Origin of the sequence: Cellulophaga algicola DSM 14237 (assembly GCF_000186265.1) — a bacterium.
Taxonomy (GTDB): Bacteria; Bacteroidota; Bacteroidia; order Flavobacteriales; family Flavobacteriaceae; genus Cellulophaga; species Cellulophaga algicola.
The window spans coordinates 1,270,347-1,292,257 of record NC_014934.1 but is presented as its reverse complement, the minus strand read 5'-3'; the positions used below and the strand labels follow the sequence as shown (position 1 = coordinate 1,292,257).

Sequence of the window (21,911 nt, the reverse complement as noted above, 5' to 3'; positions counted from 1 at the left end):
TTTTTGTTCGTAAGATATTTAATTGGTGTGCATGTTTTGCTTGACTATCATTTGTTTTTTTAGCTTCTACCGAATCAGTTGGTGTTGTAGAAACAGCGTAGGACATCCCCCTTAATCCCCCTTCAAAGGGGGAATTGTTCGTGCTAGTAATTTTTTATGTCAATAATTGTCCCCTTGGGGACAACCGATAGGCAGGAGTGTTCTGCGCACAGTATGTTATTACAGTTTTTTAGATTTCTTATATTGGTGCACTTTGCTATTTGATAATTATTTTCCTTAGGGATGTTCCATAAGGTGTTTCTAATAGTACAGCATACACACCTGCAGGCATGATTGAAATATCAAAAGGAATATCATACGTAGCTTTTCCTTTTTCTTTGACAATAGCTATTTGATTGTTATTGGCAAAACTGAATACTTTAATGCTAATAGCGCCAACTTCACTCATCGTAATTTGAGCATTGAAAACTCCCGAGGTAGGGTTAGGGTATAAGATAAAATCTTCTATCAGTTTTTGTCCGTTTTCTGTATCTACAGCGTTCACTGTAGGATCAGTATTGAGTACCAATACTTTTTTAGTTTGAATTTCTGTACACGGACCCCTTTGGGTAATAATTCCTATTTCATATTCCCCGGGCGTATCAAACGTAATTTCTGCTTCATCAGTAGTACTCGTAATTATAGTTGCATTGTCAGGAATGATCCATTCCATAGATTCAGGAAGTGGATAACTAATATCTACTAAGATTAGAGATTCTCCCACGAATACTTGTGATGATACTGCTAATTCTGCACTTATTTCTTCATCGCTCACATCGATAGTAATAGTTCCCGTTACGGTACAACCAGTAGCTGTTGATATATTTAGGGTATAGCTACCTCTTTCAGATAAGGTGACGATGGCTTCGTCACTCGAAAAACCATTGTCACCCACCCACATATAAGTAGCATCAAGATTTTCTACGGTGGCATTAAGAGTTAAAACTTGACCTTCACACAAAACCCGATCTTCTCCCAAATTAATTTGAATAGGTAAAGGATCTTCTACCACGTAGGTTCTATAAATAGGTGCATCAAAACCAGTAATCAATACCGTATATTCTCCTGCACTCAAATTATTAATATCGGAAGTAGTTGCTCCATTATTCCAGCTATAAGAGAAAATACCATTACCCTTATTTACGATAAGACTGATACTTCCATCCGTACCGCCCGCACAAATAGGTGCGGTGATAGTTTCTTCGATGATATCTGGCTGATTGATCGTGAATACTTCTGTTAAAGAACATCCGTTGGTATCTGTCACGAGTACTTGATAATCACCAGCAGTTAAATTATTTATACCATTTTCAGCACTTATAAAGGTGTTGTCAGAAACTTTAGTCCATAATATAGTATAAGCAGGAGCACCACCAGATAGTTCAATAGAAATGCTGCCATCTATAGCTTGATATTCAGAAGCATCTACAACTGTTTGTGTGCTGATGGATAATGGATTTGTAGGAGCTTCAATAGTAACTTCTAATTGGTCAGAGCATCCATTGGCATCAATAACATCAAAATAATAGTCGCCCGCAGGTAGTGCATCTAAATTTTGTGTGCTTAAAGCATTATTCCAATAGAAGGTATACGGAGCCGTACCGCCAGTTATAGTAACATCAATGCTACCAGTAGCCTCTGCATTACATAGTACATCAACTTTATTATTTAGCGTAGCTACCAATTCCTCTGGTTCGGTAATAGTAATGGTTGATGAGGTTCTAGTTACAGCATTGGCATCTGTTACTATAGTATAGTAGCTACCCGCTGGTAAATTTCCTAAAATGTTTGTGGTCTCACTTAAGATACTATCATTTCCATTTAGTATTTGATGCCATTCATAGGTATAATTGAGTACACCCCCTTGCACATCGGCCGTAATTTCACCCGTAGTTTCTGCATTGCAGTTTAAGAAAATTGTTTGCTGCACAGCAATAGTTAATTCTCCTGGTTCCGTGATGTTGAATAATTTATCAATCGTACAATTGTTGGCATCGGTAACAGTTAGCGTGTAAAGGCCTAAGGTTAATTCGGTAATATCTTTACTTGTGGCGGAAAAGCTATCGGGGCCTGACCAAGAAAAGGTGTAAGGCAAAGTTCCTCCATTTGTGGTGGTGTAAATAGCACCATCGGTTTCTCCAGCTTCGGAAATGTTGAGTAGCTGATCTGTAATTATATTTAATTCTGTTGCTTGGTCGATAAAGATTTCGGGTAGGATAAATGTACAGCCATTAGCATCTTGTACGATACTATTTGAAAAGTTGCCTGTAGCTAAGTTTCCAAGGGTTGGACTATTTTGAAATCCTAGGCCAGTATCAAAATTATATAGATATGGTGCAGTACCTCCAGTAGCTATAATTGTTATTTCACCATCTGCTCCATTAAAACATGAAGCAGCTTTTGTAGTTACAGTTGCTGATAAAATATCAGTAGGTTCTGTAATTGTTATGGATTGAGTTACGGAAGGGTCTCCGGTAGCATCCGATAAAACAAGATTATAGGTTCCTATAGATAGTCCACTGATAGTAGCTTGATTAGGAGCTGAAAAACTAGGGTCTCCAACTTTAGTCCACTCATACTCAAAAGCAGGGAGACCAGTAACTACGGCGGTAATACTTCCAGAATTTTCGCCTTTACACTGCACATGAGTAGGGTCCAGGGAGGTAATGGCTAAGGGACCCGGTTCGCTGATGAATATCGGACCTAAATTTTCCGTACATAAATTGGCATCGGTCAGCGTTAGATAATAGTCGCCCGTACTTAACGAATTGAGATTTTGGCTTGTTGAAGCATATCCATTTGGACCAGTCCACTCAAAGGTGTAGGGTGCTTCTCCACCAGTAATAGCAATGGAGATTGCGCCATCATTCCCTCCATTGGTGGTCGCATTTTGTCTGCTATTTGGAACCTCAGTAACGTCTAAAAGACTAGGTTCATCAATGAAAATAGAAGCGGAGAGCTGTGATTCGCACCCATTCTCATTTCTGACAGTAACGATATAGCTTCCGGCACTTAAATTAGTAATGGTATTGCCGCTCAAAGGCAGCCAGTCCGTAGGTGTATTTCCTAAGGCGTATGCATAGCTAGTTCCTCCTGATAGGTTTAGCGTTATAGAACCGTCAGTACCGCCATTACAGTTGGTGTTACTGGGAATAGCACTATTAATAGCTACTTGGGTCGGATTAGCAAGTGTAAAACTTACTTCGTTATAGTTTGTAGCGACAGAAAAGGCTGCATCAGGGAGTCTACCAGAAGCGACGCGAAGTGTGTACGTTCCACCAGTATTTAAATTAGATAAGGATTGTATTGGATCAGAATCTGTTAAAATTGCTGAAGCGATGCCATTACTAATCCATTGGTATTTGTAATTGGTATTAAATCCTGAAATTGCAGCACTTACACGACCATCAGCGCTATTAAAACAAGTTATTTCGGTAATAGGATTATTGGTGATAAGTGGAATAGTTTCTTTGGTTACCACACTATTTGCTGACGTTTGTGGACAGCCATCCGCATCGGTCACGGTAATGCTATAGGTACCAACATCAATTGCTAAAAAGTCTACTGTTGTAAGCGAACTCGAAACGTTTTGAACAGGTACAAAAGTATTCGTGGCACTATTCAATTTATTAAGAATATAGGTATAGCTAGGTGCGCCATTTTCAATTTCTATCCGAATAGAACCGTCAGTACTAGAATCCGTCGTAGGAGGAACAAATGTTGGATTGCTCACAATAGAAAGTTGGGGTGTACTTGGAGCAATAACATAGGATAATTCTGTGCCAGCACATTCTGGATCACTCCCCGCGACAAGGGCTCTTACATAAATAGTTTGTTGATTGGCTGTGGGTGAAATAAGCAAAGGGTTTGAAGCTGCTAGCCAATTTGTATTATTATTTATGCTGTATTCATAAGCATAGCCACTAGGAGCATTACCACTAGGCGTACCACCGCCAGAAGCAGCAAATGCAATTTCAGCAGGATTACCACAACTTGCAGCAGTAAAAGTGCCAGTTGTTATTACTTGGCTTGGACTATCAATTGTGAATTGCTGTGTTATTTCTCCACTTTTTACAGTAACTGTTCCGTTTTCATATTTTACTTCTTGATAAACAATAAAATATGAACCCTGTTCTAATCCATAATAGGTCCCCTGAAAATTGGTGTCAAGTGTAATGAAAGGATCTGCTAAAACTTGAATTCCTGTTAAAACGGGTTGATTAACATCTGTAAAACGATTTTCAGGGAAAATTGTCGGATCACCTTCGTATACGAAATATCGCATTGTATAGTTATTGGCTGTATCAACATTTCTATCAAAAGTAAGAGTTACACTACCATCTTTTTTATTGAAACAAGTTTCGTCTGTCCATTCTGTGTTTTGGAGATTGGGGGAGCAGGCTTTTAAATCGACAAGAAATGTTGAGGAGAAATAACTATCACTAAAAACAGAATATTGTAACTGGAGTGTTTCTTCTCCCCCAATTATACTTTCGTAATTATCGCCAAATATTTCAATAATACTTTTATTTAACGGAAAAGTGTTAGCGTAATTAGGTAAAATATCCCAATCTGAACCATTCCAGTATTCCCAATGAACATCTGCTTCTGATAAATTAAAAGTTTGACCATTATAATCATCAAAAATTGGTTTACATACTCCAGTATCTAAACTTGGTGCCATATCTGGTATAAACAAACCTTGATATTCAATAACTAGACAACCTCCAGTAAGATTTTCGGCGTATTCGAAAGGTGTGATTATTTTATAAAAATCATAACGATTACTATCTGAATATCTCTCACAATACCAATCAAATTGTCCACATCGACCATTGCAATTATTTGTAGGATCATCATTATAACCTAAATAAATATCCCATTTAATTTCTACCTGATTACCAGGTATGGTATATATTCCTTGAGGGTAAGTATAATATGCAATACCAGCATCGACATCAAGACCGTATTGTTCCAGTAATTGTACTTCGTTTGTGAAATCAGACTCATCTGAAAGGACATATAACGTTCCTTGAGAATATCCAATCACAGAAAAAAGTAAACAAACTAAAATGAATAAAATCTTTTTCATCTTCTTAATATTTTAAATTAATTTCTTTGATAGGACTAGTCCTTCCTCCATTCAATATAGCTTGTAGTCCATACCAGTAATCCGTATTAATTTCTAAACTAGTATCGTTATAGCCATTGGATGAACCATCAATCACCTTATATAATTTCAAATCGTCTTTAGTGGTTCCACGGTATAAACGATACTCAACGATAGGTATATCCTTCATTTTCCACGAAAGATTGATAAAGCGTAATTCGCGATCTACGATACCTGAGAATTTTATAGCTTCTTCTTGTATTTCTTTTCCATTCCAGAATATGGTCAATGCCTCGGTAACGGAGCTTTCTAAACCTACCTTGTCTTTAGCTATAATGGTATAGGAGTAAGAGCCCGTTGTTTGTAATGAGTTATCTGTATAGGTGCTGTCTAAGGCCGATTCTATTTCCGTAATTTGTTCCCATAAAGGATCCGTTTTGGCATTATTTCTTCTGTAAATTATTTGAGAATTCACATCTTTACTGCTGCTTGGTGTCCATTGTAGTGCAATCCCATCAGTATTACTGCTATATCGCTTAAAAAAAGGAGGGGAAGGTGGACTTACATCTGGTTTGTCAACTATTAATACTTCTGAAAATTTTGATTGATTGTATCTGAAATCTTCGGCTTTAACTTTAAAATAGATTTTTTTGTTTAAGTTTTTTATAGGAATGGTGTCTACAAATATTTCTGATACATACGTTTTTTGAGTTATTTCATTGAATTCCACATCTGGATTATTAGCCGTGAATATTCGATATCCTTTTAAATCTTCTTCAGAATTCTTTTTCCAACTAAGGCGTAAAATACCCGTTGTGTCTAAAGCAGCACTTAACTCTGTTGGAGGTAGCGGAGGGGTCGAATCTACAGGCTGAATCATAGCAGCAAAAGATTCACTCTTGACGCCATTTTTCCCCAGTGCAACCACAGTAAAATAATTTATCCTTTTTAAACCACCAACAGTTGTTGTACGAGCCGTATTAGAAATATTCTTTTTTACCACTTCAAAAGGTCCGTCGTCAGAGTTAGCACGGTGCACCTCAAAACCTGTAATTAAGTCGTTTCCTTTTTGATCAAATTCCCAATAAAGTGTTGCTGTGGAATCTGTAGGGATTTCTTTTCGGGTAATCCTTGGAGAAAAAGCTAAATTTTCTTGTGCTTTACCTGAAACTATTTCAGAAGGCGGACTCACTTCTCCGAAGGCAGTTTTTCCTTTTATGCGGTAGTAAAAAGTTTTATTGTTTGGTATAGAATCCGTGTAAGATAGCGAGGTTCCGTTTGGTCCATTAGATTCTTGTACGCTAAATATTGGTGCAGCATTGAGTTGCTCAAAAACAGAATTATCTTCTGATCGTTCAATGCTGTAATTGGTATACAACTCTTGCAGTAAGTTAAAATTCCAGCTCAGATTAGCATGATTATCCTCAAAAAGGCCAAAAAAGCCTATAGGTTTTGGAAGCGCTTCAAAATCATCCAAGCTACTATAAACTGTCCCCTTTTTAATAATTAAAGTGCTTTCAGCAAGTATAGCTACGGTAATAGTATAAATATAGTTCTCTCCTTTTTTTGCAGTAGTATCTTCAAAAGCCCAACCTGCTAGTTTTGCAGCTTCATAATTCTGTTCCGCAGCCAATAAGCCAAATGTAAAACGTTGTTCTAGTTCTTCATTAACGGCATAAATAACACCAAGGCCTTCTCCCGGCGCTGAGGTCTCAAAACTATCTCCGTAGAGGGCTTGAGCAAGAATAGCAGCATTTTGGTCTTTCGTAGCAAGTGTTTCCCATGCCTCTAAAGGTTTAGGTTTTAAAGGTTCAGTAACAAGCATGCTTCTCTCAATAGGAACAACAGCTTCTCCATTTCTAGAAATTGTACTTCGCTCAATTAAAAAGCCTCGTGCATTAGCTTCTTTCCATGCTTGGGGTTGGTCTACCGCCCATCGCAATAACACCCGGTCTTGCTGGGTTCGCGAAATTACTTTTACGCTAGCAGTCTCTTGTGCCTGTAACATAGAAGAAACTATGCTGAATACTATAAGTAGATATTTCACTTTTTAATTTTTTATATTTTGACTTTTTATCTCAATGTGTTTTCTTAATGATGAACCATTTTGGTTAATCATTGGTATACTTAATCTGATACCCTTTTTCATACAAACCTCCTGGAGTTCTATAAATCAATTTTGCTTTGTACTTTCCTAGAGGTAAAGGAGGAAAAGATTTTTGTATGATATATTTATAGGACTCATACTTGTCTTTGTCGCCTTCTGTATTGGCATATCGGTTAGCAATTTCATTTCTCAGGTATAGCATATCCATTTTGTATTGAAAGGGTAAATTGTATACAAACGGAATCCTATTTTGAACCCAAGCAGAAGTAGGATTGTTAGTTATATTAGCTAAATATTCATTTCCTATATAAAAGGCTCTAATAGGGGGTATACCAAGTAAGTTTTCATCTCGGTTTACTTTAATAGTACCATCTAGAGGGTAATTTTCATAAATCAACGGATAAATCTGATTCTTGTAATACGTGTCATCTAATTTTGCTTGCGCATAAATTAACGGCTCATCTTGTGTATATTGATTTCCAAGTATCTCTAAGCGGGTTAAATATTCATACGTATCTACCTTTATGGAGAGTGAATGAACATCAGCATAAATGAAATTTGTAAGATTGTCTATAACATTCAAATCGTAGATTTTATCTTTGAATGTGGCATATTGACTCGTTTTAAAGTTGTACAATAAGATAGATTTAGGTGTACCATTTGATATCGTTACGTTTGCAGCTTTTTTATTGGAGACAATCACGCTACTCGATTCATTCGTGACTTGTTTTTCTTGAGTATTGCTATTGACATCAAACCAATTCGTATCTCCACCTTCATTACTAGCATCTAATAACTCCGTCTCTTCAATGATGATTTCAGTCTGAATATCAGCACCTGGAGGAAACGCCATTAAGCTTAGACTGTAATTATTGTTCAGACTCATTTGTGGTAAGTCATAAAAAACAGTCGATTTTTCGCGATCATAAGACACATCCGTACGTACTCCTTGACCTGTGTTTTTGGTTACAAACTCCGCACGCATTTCATACCCACTATCAAAAAGATAGTTTTGAGGTGTTATCATTTTTACATATCCTTTATCATACACTTCAGGATAAAAGCTTCCTTGATTAATGACTGGATATATATAAGCTATATTTTCTAGAGGAATGTGATCTGGAGCTTTATCGGTAACAAATATGGACTCTAATTTTTCTACCGCTGGTGCTCCATTTTGGATCACCGTTTGATAAGAACCTCCTATTTTTTCATCGAAACTAACTTCTACGGTAACTTTTACTTCTTTCTCTGAGGGTAGTGTTTCTTTAGGTTTAAAGGTTACCGCGTCATTCGTATCATTCCACTCAAGCGTACCTTCTAATTCTTTCCCTTCTGATGTAACGGTGAAATTTTTCAACCGAAGCTTAAACGTTTTTTTGCCTTCATCTAAGTCCACCGAAAAATCTTCATTTGCAGCATAATTAAATACCGCTTGCGGTGCAGCAAAGACAGAAATATCATCACCTTTATCTCTTGGAGTAAGATCTGAAATCATTGGTACACCAATGGCATTGTTTATATTTTCTAGTTCACATTCTTCGCCCATTTCTACTTTTAAACGCATGCGCCCTTTTACTAGTCCACCTAAAATATTGTAGTACATACCCACATAGCCTTCTATGTAAACAGGATTAGGGAATTGCCCTCTAAGAAGTGCAGCAACACCTGCTTCTGCAATTTGAAATTTTCCTTTAATAAAGAAGAGGTTTACTTTAACTCCAAATTCACCATAGAGGTACGCATATACTTGTCCGGTAGAATACCAGCCATCATTACCAACAGGTCCAGTACGACCTACACATTTTGCATTTGGATAATAGGCGTGCATTACATCAAAACCAGCACCAGCCTCTAGGGCAGCATAAAAAACTAGAAACTCATAATTTTTTCTGTAGGTGAAATTCAAGCCAAATGCAAAGCCTTTACCTGCGGCAAGTTGGTTTTCTTTTCGGTTACCATCTAAAAGGTCACTTCCTAATATTTCAATAACTCGTGGATGCGGGTCTAATTGAGTAGGTAATTGGGTTCCTGTCATAAAGTAACCACCTACTTCTAGCTCTTCCGTTCCCATATCAAAAATAAGGGAAAGTCTTCTTTGTGGAGAACCTATATGTAAGTACCAATCATTAGGTCCGGTATGTATTTTTGCCCATCCTGCTAGATTGCTATCTCCTCCTCCTCGAATACCTTTGGTGTCCATATACAATTCAAAATCCCCATCAAAAGTGCCATTGACAAAGTCTTTTTCAATACCAATATATATTCCTATTTTCCCTGAAGAAGCTACATCTCTTACCGGAATGGCTTCTTTAGATAGGTTTAGATAATTGCCGTATTTTGTTAATTGTTCTGCGATCTTCGGATTTTTCTCTGCGAACTCATTAATTTTAGTTTCTATTGAAGAAAGTTCTTCTAATGTTTCTGAATCTCCTCCAGATGCTCCAGACATTACGGCTCCTTCTCCTACAAAGCCTATACGGTTTAGCCCTCCGCTTGGGTTAAATTCCATATCCAAATAAGCTTTACCGTTAAAAGAATCCGTGTTTTTAGTGCTTATTTTTATACCTGCACGAATGCCTAGGCCGTAGTCTTCATTAGGGATGTACACTGCAGAAGATGGAGAAAAACCATCGCTATTGCCCCTAGTTTTTTTCATCTTATAAGAAACACCACCAGCAAATGCAGTGATGAGTAGTTTGTTATTCTGAGGGGTAGAATTATCTTCTGTCCAAATATCTACATTCCAATACCTAAAATCTTTATTTCCGAATATTGCTTTTCCTTTGGCTGTAAAATCTAGGTCTTTTATAGTGGCCGTTAAATCACCTTTAAATCCATCTCCATACCAACTATGGTCTTCCATGATTTCTAAACTCCCTTTAAGTGCTACGCCACTTTTTTCGTAATCAATTGCTATTCCGTCTACTTTTACACGACTGAATTTCCATTCTTGGACGCTAGCCTCATCTTCTAGTTTTCCTAAAATATTTAAGCTAGTCGTCGCATGTGACCCTTGCGCATCAAGATTGATTTTTAAATCAAAAGATAAGCCCACTTCATTATCAGGAGTTACTAATTCTAGTTTAGAGATAGAGGCGGGGAAGCCCATTAGATTCATTTCTCCCGTAAAACCAAATGATTTGGCACTAATTGTTTTTTTACCAGGTTCGGTTTCTAATTTAAGTTCTTCAAATACAATTCCTGGAAAGTTGAAACCTTTGCTGTCAACGGCCACTTCATCTTTACTAATTTTTTCATCACCTTCTTTTTGGTTTATTTTACCTATGATAGATAATTGCCCTGTTAGATTGGCATGAGGGTATACATACCCCTCTTTTACATCAATACCAACTTTTGAGTTTTTTTCGAGTAGAATTTCACCCAAAAATACAGGAGCTAGAAAGTCACTCTTTCTATTTACCTCTAATCCCCAAGCATTAGAGGAAACATAGCCTTCATATTCCATGGCTTCTTTTAATATAGGCACAGAAACATCTCCTGCCATTGATCCTGCAGTAACGGAGTTCATGGCTAATGTTAAGCTAACATCTTCTATCGTAAATGCCCATTTACCGGCAGAACCTTCACCAATATTTAATACATTTTCTCCATAGAATGTTCCGGAAACTCCTTGACTGTCTAAAATCAAATCTTTAGCGCCAAATTCTACTCGATCACTAGATTTCTTAGTTTTTTCAATCCCTTTTGGGAGCATAACACTAATCTCTTTAGCGTAGAATCCGCGCCATAATTTTCTGGTGGAGTTGTTGTATAGTGTACTATATTCTTTTGGGAATTTAATGCCAGAAGCATTTTTTGTATCACTTAAATCAAGAACAGCTCGTTTTATATTAAATCCCCATCCTTTGAGGCCAACGACCTCAAATTTTGGTAAGGTAACCTCTAGGAGAATATCGTTCCAACCGTTTGCTTCTGCACTAAAAGATGCGCCTACATAGCATTTATTGTTGACAACATCATCTTTGTCTTTTAAATATTGATTGTCGGGAGCAGTTCCGCAGGTATAGTTGCCGCCGCTCGTAATGGGAAGTAGCACATTACGAGAAATACGAATATCACCTTCTAAACCGATAGATTTTAAACCACTACAATCAAATTCTACATAAGACTCTTCTCCAAAAGCACCCGTTTTTAGGTTGATGCCCCCCTTTAGAGTCAATAGCCAATTATCTCCTTGTATAGGAATAGCTTGGTTGCCCAAGAGTACTAATTTCATATCGCCCAAAAGAGCCCCATCGTGGGACAGTTTGATGCCTTCTGCGCCAAAATATAGTTCGCGTTCTGTTTCGCCATTAACACCTTTTTCTGGAACAGTAAGTTTTGCCCAAGCTTTAAATTCTGCGTATTGAGGCGTAAATTTTACTTGAACAATAGCTAATTCTACAGTATTTCCAGAAGTAGAATCTTTTTTTCTAAGACCTACAGGTAACTCCAATAACTCTTTACCTGTAATAATATCAGCAAAATTGCCTAGCTTTTTAAGTTCCTTAAAAGCGTTTTTTGCCTGAGCAACCAAGGCATCAACTTTTGGATTTGAGCTGAAATTTGCTGTAATATATTCTTGCGTAAACTCAGGCTTGCTGTTTGCTAGCGCGATGTTGAAGCCTGCCTGCCCGCCAGGCAGCATGTTGTTTTCTAAAAGTTTTTGGTCTAGGGTAGGGAAGGTCCTCCCTCTAGCCCCCTCCGAAGGAAGGGAGACTTCTGTTACTTTGGTTTGTACAGACGTTAGGCGATTCGATGTAAGTTCAGTTGTTTTAGTACGCAAGGTATTTAATTGCTGTAAATAGTTTAACTGACTAGTGTTTGCTTTTTTAGTTTTTACGGAATCGCCAGGGTTTGTCCTCCCCCTAGCCCCCTCCGAAGGAGGGGGAACATTCGTTCCTTTTATTGCACGACTTACTTTGGCTCCACTTGGGCTATATTCAGTGACCACGCTCAGCAGAGGCAGCTCAGCACTAGCAAGGGCATTGTTTGCGTTTAGCAGAAAACTCCACAGTAGTACTATTGTAAATAGGTATTTTTTATTCATAATTGTTGGTTATGATTCGTGTTTTATTAGCTGCTCTACTTTACTTTCTAAAGCCAGTAAAACACTGAATAGTTCTTTTTTTATTGCGATATCTTCAAAACGTATACATTCAACTCCTTTTGTTTCTAAAATGTTTTGCCGCCTATAATCGTAATCGTATTGGGTATCGTGGCTACTGCCATCTATTTCAATGGCTAATTGGATTTCATGGCAATAAAAATCTACTATAAACTCGTTAATAGGGACTTGCCTATGAAACCCAACGCCCAAAGCTTTCCGTTTTATTTTTTGCCAAAGTAACACCTCAGCCAAAGTGCTATTATTACGCAACTGCCTAGCATAAGCTTTTAGCTTAGGGTTAGATATTATGTAGTTGCGTTTTTTGCTCATAATTCAGTGTCCTTTTGAGGGAGGCATAAATCTGTTTTGGGTTATATTTCTTTTTTGTACTTAATTTAACTCACTAGTTTGGTTTACCATTTTACATCCCCCTTAATCCCCCTTCAAAGGGGGAATTGTTTGCGTAATAATTGTCCTCTTGAGGGGCCTGCCGATAGGCAGGGGTGTTTTACGCATGGTTATTATTTTGCTGTTTTATTTTTATATGACATTAACCTAATTTTGTGGGCACGAGCGTGACGCTCGCGGGGGTATTGTATTCTTTCATAATTATTCTATAGCAAACATTGTATTTATTTCGAGCTTACCCCTACCATGTATTAATTTACCTTATAAAACTTCATTATACCATTTTCTGCATATAGAAATGAACTCATCCAATGGGATTTTTAAGAATTCAGAATAATTTAATTCTATATATTCAGTATTTTCTAACCATTGACCAGTTTCGTCAACTAAAGCATTGCCATTAATATCTTTAATAGGCGGGAATTTTCTACCTACTTGATGTATCGATTCTTTTAAAAACATAACATAACCATTTCTAAAACAAATCGTACCCCAAATAAAATCAGACCAATCTACACCAAATGATTTTCCAGTTTTAACACTCTCTAATAGAGGGAAAATATCTCTATCCCAAGCATTTTTATATTTGAAATCCATAAGAAAATCAAAGAGCAAACTAAAATTTTCAGTTTTTTCTTTAAATCCTTTAAAGAATAAATTAAACTTTGATTTTTTTTCCATAAAGTTAGTTTACAATGTAAGATGTACTGATATTTCCTAAATCATCAAGTCCCCATGCTTGCGCGAGCGTCACGCTCGTGCCGTTACAGCCACTATATTTAGTTAATATGCTCATAATTCCATCATTCCTAAATGCATTCCTTGATTGTTTATTTTTAATACAGTTTCATTATCTGCATAATTTCTTGCACTACTATATTTCTAATCAACTGGGTCGGTAACAAAACTTTGTTCAACTGGGTTATTATATATGTAATCTATCTTTTGTTTTAATACTTTCCCACTCATTTCTGTTTTACTTTTTAGTTACTTATTGTTGCGGGCACGAGCGTGACGCTCACGCTATCGGGGGGTTGTTCCACTAAACCGTGAGACTTTGCGGAGCGGGGCTTGACCTTAACCTTAAGTATGCACAGAATAATTTTCTACAAGAAAAATTAGCTTAAGCTACCAATCTATTTCTCCTTCTTCTCGCATTCTATATTGTAACGCTGCCAATTTGTAACCTAAACCAAAAATATCTGAAGTTTCATATTTAGTTACTTTTAACTTACAAAAAGGTACCTCATCATAGATGGTTTCTGTTATTTCAAAATCAGTACCATTAAATTCATTATGGTTTTTTATAGCTTTTTCAAGCACTTCGGGAAAAGTAACCATAATTTCAAATCTTAATTCTTTATTTAACTCCATCGATTAATTTTATTTCTATATTTGGAAACATATCGCTAAAGTCCTGTATTACCCCCGCTAGCGCGAGCGTCACGCTCGTGCCATTACAGTTACTATATTTAGTTAATATGCTCATAATTCTATCATTCCTAAATGCATTCCTTGATAGTCAATTTTTAATACAGTTTCATTATCTGCATAATTTCTTGCACTACTATATTTCCATTCAACTGGGTCGGTAACAAATCCTTGTTCAACCGGATTATTATGAATGTTATCTATCTTTTGTTTTAATACTTTTCTACTCATTTCTATTTTACTTTTTAGTTACTTATTGTTGCGGGCACGAGCGTGACGCTCGCGCTAGCGGGGAAGAGTAGATCTATTATCAAAGTAAATTAAGTCTTTTGAAATTTGATTACCATCATCATCTTCCTTGAAATATACCAAATCGAATTCACCTTCTAACTCTATTAATTTTTGCTTTAAAGAATTCAAGATAGCCAGTAAATTTTCTTCATTTTTAGTACTAATATCTATTTTATATTCTTTTTCATCAATAGTATTAATATAAAATTCTAATTCTTCACTCTCTAATTCAATATCATATCCAAATAATCTAGGACGCCCTTTAATATTTGGAAATAAAATCTTTATCTTCTCATGTAATTCACTACTAATCACATTTTCAAGACTACCCAAGCATCTATAATAGTTCATTTTATAATTTTAAAAATGGTTTTAAATCAAAGCCACTTCCAAATGGTTGTACTGCTATATTTTCAATATTTAAGTTTGAAAATTTATTAGCTAAATCATTTTTCTGTACTTTAAAATTAGGTATAATATTCTTTTTCCCCATGCTAGCGCGAGCGTCACGCTCGTGCCGTTACAGCTACTATATTTAGTTAATATGCTCATAATTCTATCATTCCTAAATGCATTCCTTGATTGTCAATTTTTAATACAGTTTCATTATCTGCATAATTTCTTGCACTACTATATTTCCAATCAACTGGGTCAGTAACAAAACTTTGTTCAACTGGGTTATTATGAATGTAATCTATCTTTTGTTTTAATACTTTTCCACTCATTTCTGTTTTACTTTTGGTTATTTATTGTTGCGGGCACGAGCGTGACTGTTTGATGCTAGCGGGTTGACCTTATGCTTAAGGATGCGCAGAATGATTCACTACAAGAAAAATTAGCTTAAAATAAATTTTCTATTTATCATATTTGGAACCTCTTGGATCGTAACCACGTCTTCTCTTAAACTCTTCTAAAGTTTCTGGTTCACCCATATTACCAATAAACGTTGATTGATCTTTCATACTTTCCTCAATCTTTTGCTTTTCTTCTGCTTGTTCTTTTGGGCTTAATGAGCTCCAGCGTTGCTTAGAGTCCTCTCTTTGAATTTCAGATATTCGGTTATTTATTAATGTATTTTGCTCATCGGTTAATATATTAAATGTGATTTCTCTCCATTCTTCAGAAATAACATCTTCTAAAGCCATACTAGCTAAGATATCGATATTCTCAGAACTCATTTCAATCGGAAAATCCTCAGGTTTAATAATTTTCATAATTAATTATTTTAAAGGTTTACTTAGTTCAACAAAATCAATATAATACCATATTTCCCCATCAGTTCCAGTAAAAGGAATTGGATCAGATGTTTGTTTAAACAATCCTTCTTTCATCAATCCTTCTTTTTGTATTTGTGCAATAGGTGGCTGATCCCTCCGCTAGCGCGAGCGTCACGCTCGTGCCGTTACAGCTACTATATTTAGTTAATAAGCTCATAATTCTATCATTCCTAAATGCATTCCTTGATAGTCAATTTTTAATACAGTTTCATTATCTGCATAATTTCTTGCACTACTATATTTTCCAATCTACTGGGTTGGTAACAAAATCTTGTTCAACTGGGTTATTATGAATGTAATCTATATTTTGTTTTAATATTTTTCTACTCATTTCTATTTTACTTTTTAGTTACTTATTGTTGCGGGCACGAGCATGATGCTCGCGCTAGCTGGGGCTTTTTATATATGCCTGACTTTATGATAATAAGGAAAATTAAACCTATTCTTTAACATCAGATCTTTTGAAAGTTTTCCCCCAACCCTGAGCATCTTCAATTCGATATTTTTCAAAGACTTCTTTATTTGGAAGTCGGGTATTACTATCCAATGTTAACTGAATAATTTCATTAATTAAATCTATTGTTTTTGGAGAATTATTTTGAATTTGAGAATATAATTCTATTGTACCCATCTTGAATATTAGTTCTATCACATTTATAATGGAAACATTATTATTTCTATATAGTAATTTTAAAGAATTATATTCTTCTTCTGTTAATTCCTCCCCTGGCTCAAAAGGGTCTTCAATTATAGATAAAGGCATTGAATTAGAAACTTCATAAAGCCATTCGTCAACGAATTCAATTTCTGAGAAACGCCATAACTTGCTTAATACAATATTCCATTTCTTTATGGAATCGGAACTAATATTATCAATCATATTTTCCAAACAGCATAAAGAAAATCCAACCCTAGCTCTAATCGAAATTTCATTAAAATTCATCATAATTATTGTATTATTTCAATTCCATCAAAAGTTATATCACAATTTGAACATAATGGTTTTGGGAAAGTAGCCCCTGTGTCCCATTGAATTCCCCTTGTATGCATTTGTAAATCTGACCAATTAGCACCGTCATTTAATGCTTGATTAACCCCATCACACTCTGCACAATTACCTAATTTATATCCATTAGTTGACTCCGCAGGTAATTTATTTGCTAATGTAGGGTGAATATCACTTCCTGACTTAACAATACCTTTATTTGCTCCGTAATAATATTTACCAGTACTTTTATTATATACTACTGTGGCTGTATTAAATTGCCTGCGTTGATTATTAGATGTTGTCATCGAACGTTGTAACCCAACCCATTCATCAACTGAGCCAGTTAACTCATCAACCGATTTCCCCACCTTTTTAGCCAATCCACTAACATCATCAACTACAACATATTTTTCACCATCTTTTTCGACAAAAGTTAATTTACCAGAACCTTCAGTTTTATCTGTTAAAATATAATCAGTATCGAGAATTTCATCTAATTTTTGAGTCTCGTTTATATTTATGGTATTTGGTAGCTTTTCTATATTTAATTCTAAAGATTCATTAGCAAGTATTTTGGCAATAACATCATCGTCAAGTAATAAATCTCCTTTTTTTCTAAAGGATAATTTTCCTATTTTTTTAAATTTTTTAAGTGCTATTCTTGTTGATAATCTTATTGTTTTTGTAGAAAGATTGCCTGCTTTTGATAATAAAGTTGCAATATTACCACCACCACTAGTTGATACTGCAATTGCTACTTCTGAAATAACTTGAAAAGCAATTTTACCTTGATAATAACGAGCCACGCTATTAGTTTCACTAATAGTGGTGAAATAATTATCAATTTCATCAACAATAGTAACTAATAATTGATCTCTAACAGCATCATGTGCTGGATTGGTTAATAGTTCTAAAAACTCTAAACCCTTTATGAAATTATCTCTTAGTAATTGTTGGTTTTGGGTAATCTCAGCTACAACTTTAATGTCATTTGTTTTTATCCAATCTTGCCAAGATTCAAATTTTTCAGGATTTTCTGTTTTAAGAACATCTAAAAGCTGTTTCACAGCAAAAGAAGTACTGGATTTTGCAAAAGAACTTTGAATATTTTGATAAATATCAAAAGCACCTTTACTAGCCTTTAACTTCATCAAATAGGTTGTGATTTCCGTAGGATCAATAGCTTTTACAGACTGTACTGATACATTTGCTTGTATTTTAGCTAAAACTTCTAATAAACGAGTAATCTCATTTTCTAATTCATCTTCTGGAAGCAATAATAAACCAAACGTATATGCTTGTGATATGTTAATACCTGTGTCAATTAATTTTGCAATGTCAGTGACTGTAATTATACCACCATCAGCAATACCAATTTGAAAAGCCGGATCAATTGTAGCATATTTAAAATCTGTTTCTACATTATACCATATACAAGCAGGTAGAAAAGAATTTTCTGGTTGAAAGGAATTATCCCAATTTAAAACACAATTTAAGATGTCTTTTCCTGTAGAAATATCAAATAAATCCCTACCGTTTATGGTTAAATCTATTTTCAGATTAATATCTGAAATTTCACTATCAGATTTTCCTTTTAAATAATTGTCTAATGATTCTTTAAAGAAAATAACCGAATTTTCTTCTGCAATATTAAACTTGACATTGAAAGTTTGTTTTTGAATACTAGGTATTGAATCTGCTAAAAAACCAGAAAGAGAAACGTTGTTAAGCTTGTTTAAACGTGTGAAAAGTGAGTCAAGATTCTTGTAATCTGGAAATTTATATTCTACATATTTATAGATAGTCTTTAAATCTTTATTTTTTAAACAGCTAAATAATCCTGTCTTGATCGTCTCTTTTTGACTTATGTTTGAGACTACATCTTCAAAAGTTTTAAAGGAATTAGTAGAAGCACTGATACCATCATTTGTGCTACTAACACGAGCACCAGTATAAGCTCCCTCGAAGATTGAGATTTCAGCACAATCTCCTTTATTACCTTTTGCATAGTACGTTTTAATAGTAGTGCTAAAATCTAAACTTTGTGTAATCCTGTCTTTATAATCATCGACTTTACCACAATCTTCACTGTAGCCCTTAAATTTTGTTTCAGTTGTTGAATCTGTACATGAAACATAGCGAATACCTTCAATTGTAAAAGCATATAATGTTCCATTATCAAAAAAAGTTAGATCTTTTGTATTTTGAGGTAGTGAGAAAATTATTCCACCACGTGAAATAAAACTAGCACCCGTTATAGTGACATCAATTAAATTTTCCGGGATACTAGCTAAAATATTACTAGTTGATAGATATTTCCATGGTTCATACTCCCCATCCTCCTCATCTTGAAACACATAAAATTTCAAGGCAGGATTATGCATTTGCGCCCAGTTCATGTGGTTTAAGTCAATGGCGCCATCTTTATAGTCCATTAACCAGTCCGTAGCTTTTTCTTCAGTCCCGTATTCTGTAAATGGATGTTGGAGAGCAAAAATACCATGGCCTAGCTCATGAGCTGTAACAGCAGTGAGGTCGCCTTTAGACTCTTCGCCAGTGGCTAAAGCTCCGTTAAATACAAAGCCAAATTGGCGTTGTAGTGGCATAAAACCAGCAATAGATCTTGAAGTTTTAAAATCTTTATTAAATATTAAGACATAATATTTATTCTTATCAAAATTTTCTATCTGTGATTTAATATGATTTAGAACACTATTTTGCTCTTCATTATAGGCATTAAGCCAAGCATTGTCAGCAATCTGCAATCTGTCATCATCACCTAATAAATTTGTGCCATTTAAGGAAGCAGTGGTTGTTTCAAAATTTAAAGTAGCAACCCCTTTTTTGAAAATTCTAGCTATTTCGGCAGTATCAGGCAAGGGAGCTTTGTCTATAGAAACGAGTACAATATTTATAGCCCTATCTTCAAAATGAGCTAGTGTAAAAGCGCCGGCAATTAATTGCTTGGTAGTATCTTGTTTTTGAGTTACTACAGCATATATTGTTTCACTCTCTAAGGTATAATGCCCCGTAACATTAAGAGTAATTGTGTTGTTGTCTTCGCTGGTAGCCATTATACGTACTAATTCACCAACTTTTGTTTTAAATTTTAAATCAGATAAATTGTATTCTGAAGTAGAAGATAATGCTACTTTGGCAGTAACATTTATAGCTTTTTCTTTTTCTACGGCAATATGAGATAGCGTATACTTACCTCCTTCAGCATCGGGAATAGTGGTGTATTCTTTATTGAGCTTTTCATTCTCAATAGTTGGCATTATATCATAACCATAAATACCGTCAGATTCAAAAGTTACTTGAATGCCTTTCGCGGTTAGGGCTTCTATTTCGCCCTTGTTTGAAACTCCGGTAACATTTCCATTAGTTACCCCGCCACTTGGGTCTATTTTTTCGCCTTTGGTAATTTTACCTTCTGCATCTATATGGTAGGTTTGTCCAGATTTATCTACGATAACTTTATCATCTCCTAACGGACTTGTTTCTGTTGCTTTGTTTGCTGGGTTGGTAATGATTAAAATCCCATCTTCAATTTTAATGTCTTTATCAGGATCAATATCCCAGTTTACGTGTATTTCATCAAGGTCATTATCTCCTTCAAAAGGTTCGCCCACCGCCTCGGCAACATTCCCAACGGTTTCAATAGCATCATCTACATCCAAGATATTTTTAAGATCAGGGTCAAACATGGTGATCACAGTGCCTTCTGCTAGTTGCTTGTCTGTATTGATTAGAATGTTGGTAAATTCTACCCCTACCCTGATGCTATTTAAATAAGGAATAGTAACATACCCTTTTCCTGTAAACCTGCCTTTACTGCCACTTACTTCTAAAACGTGGATAGGAAAATCGCCTGCTGTAAATTTTTCACCTTTTGTTAATGCTTCTAAAGGATCTGTATTGCTGAGGCTAAAATCTGGAGTAATACCACACTCATATACGCTCTCTTCATTATCTGCAATATGGGTAGTAAATTGTTTGGTGATGCTCCAATCACTTTTGGTAACTGCACATTTTTTCTGAATTTGGTATTCATAGGTAGTACCCGCTTTTAAATCCCAAAGCGAAGTTGTATTCGAAGTAGTTTTATTAAAAAACCATTCCCCCTCCGACTCCCCCGATGGGGAAGAGTTCTTGCGGTAGCGCACTGTATATTCCGGAACGTCTGTGGAAAAATCATCCCAAAATATATTCGCATTTGTACTTCCTTTTACGTCATGGTTAATGCCTAAGGGTAAATCACAAGCGCTGGCATGGCTAAAAGAAAATATCTCGCTATAGCCTTGGTTTTTAAACAAGCCAATCTCTTCGGTACCTTGTTTTGCTTTTGCTTGTATACGCCAAGCGTAATTTTTTCCTGATAATAATAGCGGGTCACTAGGGCCAAATACATAAGTAGTGGCAGTGGTGGTGGTTTGAAAAATAGGAGGGGAGCTTAAAAAAGCAGCTTGCGGATCTATTTGCGTATCCCAAATTTCTACAAGGCTTAACTCATATTCCACATTGGTGACATTGATACTACGTGGCGTCCATTGAAAAACAATATTTTGCGGATTTCTTTCTGCAATATTGGTTTTGTTCCGGGGTGAAATAAGAAAAGGAGGTTCATTTTGAAAAACGACGGTGGTTGCACAACTTTTAGAGGACAATCTGTTGCCTGTGGCAAGATCGTAGACTTCAAAACAAATTTGATAGGTACCTTCTGGGATTGCATTTCCGTAGACATTAGGAGATATGCCGGTAATATTTTCAAACTTAAAGTAGGGCGCAAGCTCCACATTGGTTAAAATGAGGGGTACACCACCTTCTAAAAAAAGCGAGCTGCTTCCGGTGACAAAATCATTACTTTGAAAAGATATTCCGCCCCCTTGGAAATAGGTTTTTAGTCGGACTTCTCTATTTTGAATATTTAAATCGTTTAATATAATCTGCACCCGCAGCGGACTATTTATAGTACTCGCATCTGCATAATGAGATAGGTATATAGGTGGCGGTGGTGTTACCTGCGGAATTATTTGAACAGGAAATGCGCCTCCCTGTCCCCATAGGGAAGAAGCTAAAATTAGAAACACTAAAAAAAATGCGTTTTTTAAATACCGATTATAATGCAATTTCATATTCAAATTTTT

12 protein-coding genes are annotated in these 21,911 nt (G+C 35.7%); all 12 read right to left on the bottom strand.

Annotation, left to right across the window (positions count from 1 at the left end):
- Positions 1-256 precede the first annotated feature (256 nt).
- The 12 genes from CELAL_RS05550 to CELAL_RS05500 all read right to left on the bottom strand — a co-directional run bounded on the left by CELAL_RS05550 (position 257) and on the right by CELAL_RS05500 (position 21,899).
- Positions 257-5,131 carry a T9SS type A sorting domain-containing protein gene (locus CELAL_RS05550; RefSeq protein ID WP_013549929.1) on the bottom strand — a complete coding sequence of 1,625 codons (4,875 nt, stop codon included), beginning with the start codon at positions 5,129-5,131 and terminating at the stop codon, positions 257-259.
- Between the two features lie 4 nt (positions 5,132-5,135).
- Positions 5,136-7,196, bottom strand: coding sequence for a fibronectin type III domain-containing protein (locus tag CELAL_RS05545; RefSeq protein WP_013549928.1), 2,061 nt, complete (start codon positions 7,194-7,196; stop codon positions 5,136-5,138).
- Between the two features lie 64 nt (positions 7,197-7,260).
- Entirely contained in the window at positions 7,261-12,309 is a 5,049-nt protein-coding gene (locus tag CELAL_RS05540) for a hypothetical protein (RefSeq protein WP_013549927.1), read from the bottom strand.
- 9 nt (positions 12,310-12,318) lie between these two features.
- On the bottom strand, positions 12,319-12,699 hold the full coding sequence (locus tag CELAL_RS05535; protein WP_013549926.1) for an endonuclease domain-containing protein: 381 nt from the start codon (positions 12,697-12,699) through the stop codon (positions 12,319-12,321).
- Between the two features lie 339 nt (positions 12,700-13,038).
- Positions 13,039-13,458 (bottom strand): hypothetical protein, encoded by a 420-nt coding sequence (locus tag CELAL_RS05530; protein WP_013549925.1) that lies wholly within the window; start codon positions 13,456-13,458, stop codon positions 13,039-13,041.
- A gap of 447 nt (positions 13,459-13,905) precedes the next feature.
- Positions 13,906-14,151 carry a hypothetical protein gene (locus tag CELAL_RS05525; protein ID WP_013549924.1) on the bottom strand — a complete coding sequence of 82 codons (246 nt, stop codon included), beginning with the start codon at positions 14,149-14,151 and terminating at the stop codon, positions 13,906-13,908.
- Between the two features lie 111 nt (positions 14,152-14,262).
- Positions 14,263-14,439 carry a hypothetical protein gene (locus CELAL_RS22455; protein ID WP_174260385.1) on the bottom strand — a complete coding sequence of 59 codons (177 nt, stop codon included), beginning with the start codon at positions 14,437-14,439 and terminating at the stop codon, positions 14,263-14,265.
- Positions 14,440-14,493: 54 nt separating this feature from the next.
- The gene (locus CELAL_RS05515) at positions 14,494-14,850 is read right to left on the bottom strand and encodes a hypothetical protein (protein ID WP_013549922.1); all 357 of its coding nucleotides are present in this window, start codon (positions 14,848-14,850) and stop codon (positions 14,494-14,496) included.
- Positions 14,851-15,047: 197 nt separating this feature from the next.
- On the bottom strand, positions 15,048-15,224 hold the full coding sequence (locus CELAL_RS22120) for a hypothetical protein (protein WP_407636736.1): 177 nt from the start codon (positions 15,222-15,224) through the stop codon (positions 15,048-15,050).
- Between the two features lie 129 nt (positions 15,225-15,353).
- Positions 15,354-15,713, bottom strand: coding sequence for a hypothetical protein (locus CELAL_RS05510; RefSeq protein ID WP_013549921.1), 360 nt, complete (start codon positions 15,711-15,713; stop codon positions 15,354-15,356).
- Positions 15,714-16,215: 502 nt separating this feature from the next.
- A complete protein-coding gene (locus CELAL_RS05505; RefSeq protein ID WP_041557556.1) occupies positions 16,216-16,722 on the bottom strand; it encodes a hypothetical protein in 507 nt (168 codons plus the stop codon).
- A gap of 2 nt (positions 16,723-16,724) precedes the next feature.
- The gene (locus CELAL_RS05500) at positions 16,725-21,899 is read right to left on the bottom strand and encodes a fibronectin type III domain-containing protein (protein ID WP_013549918.1); all 5,175 of its coding nucleotides are present in this window, start codon (positions 21,897-21,899) and stop codon (positions 16,725-16,727) included.
- Between the last annotated feature and the right edge of the window lie 12 nt (positions 21,900-21,911).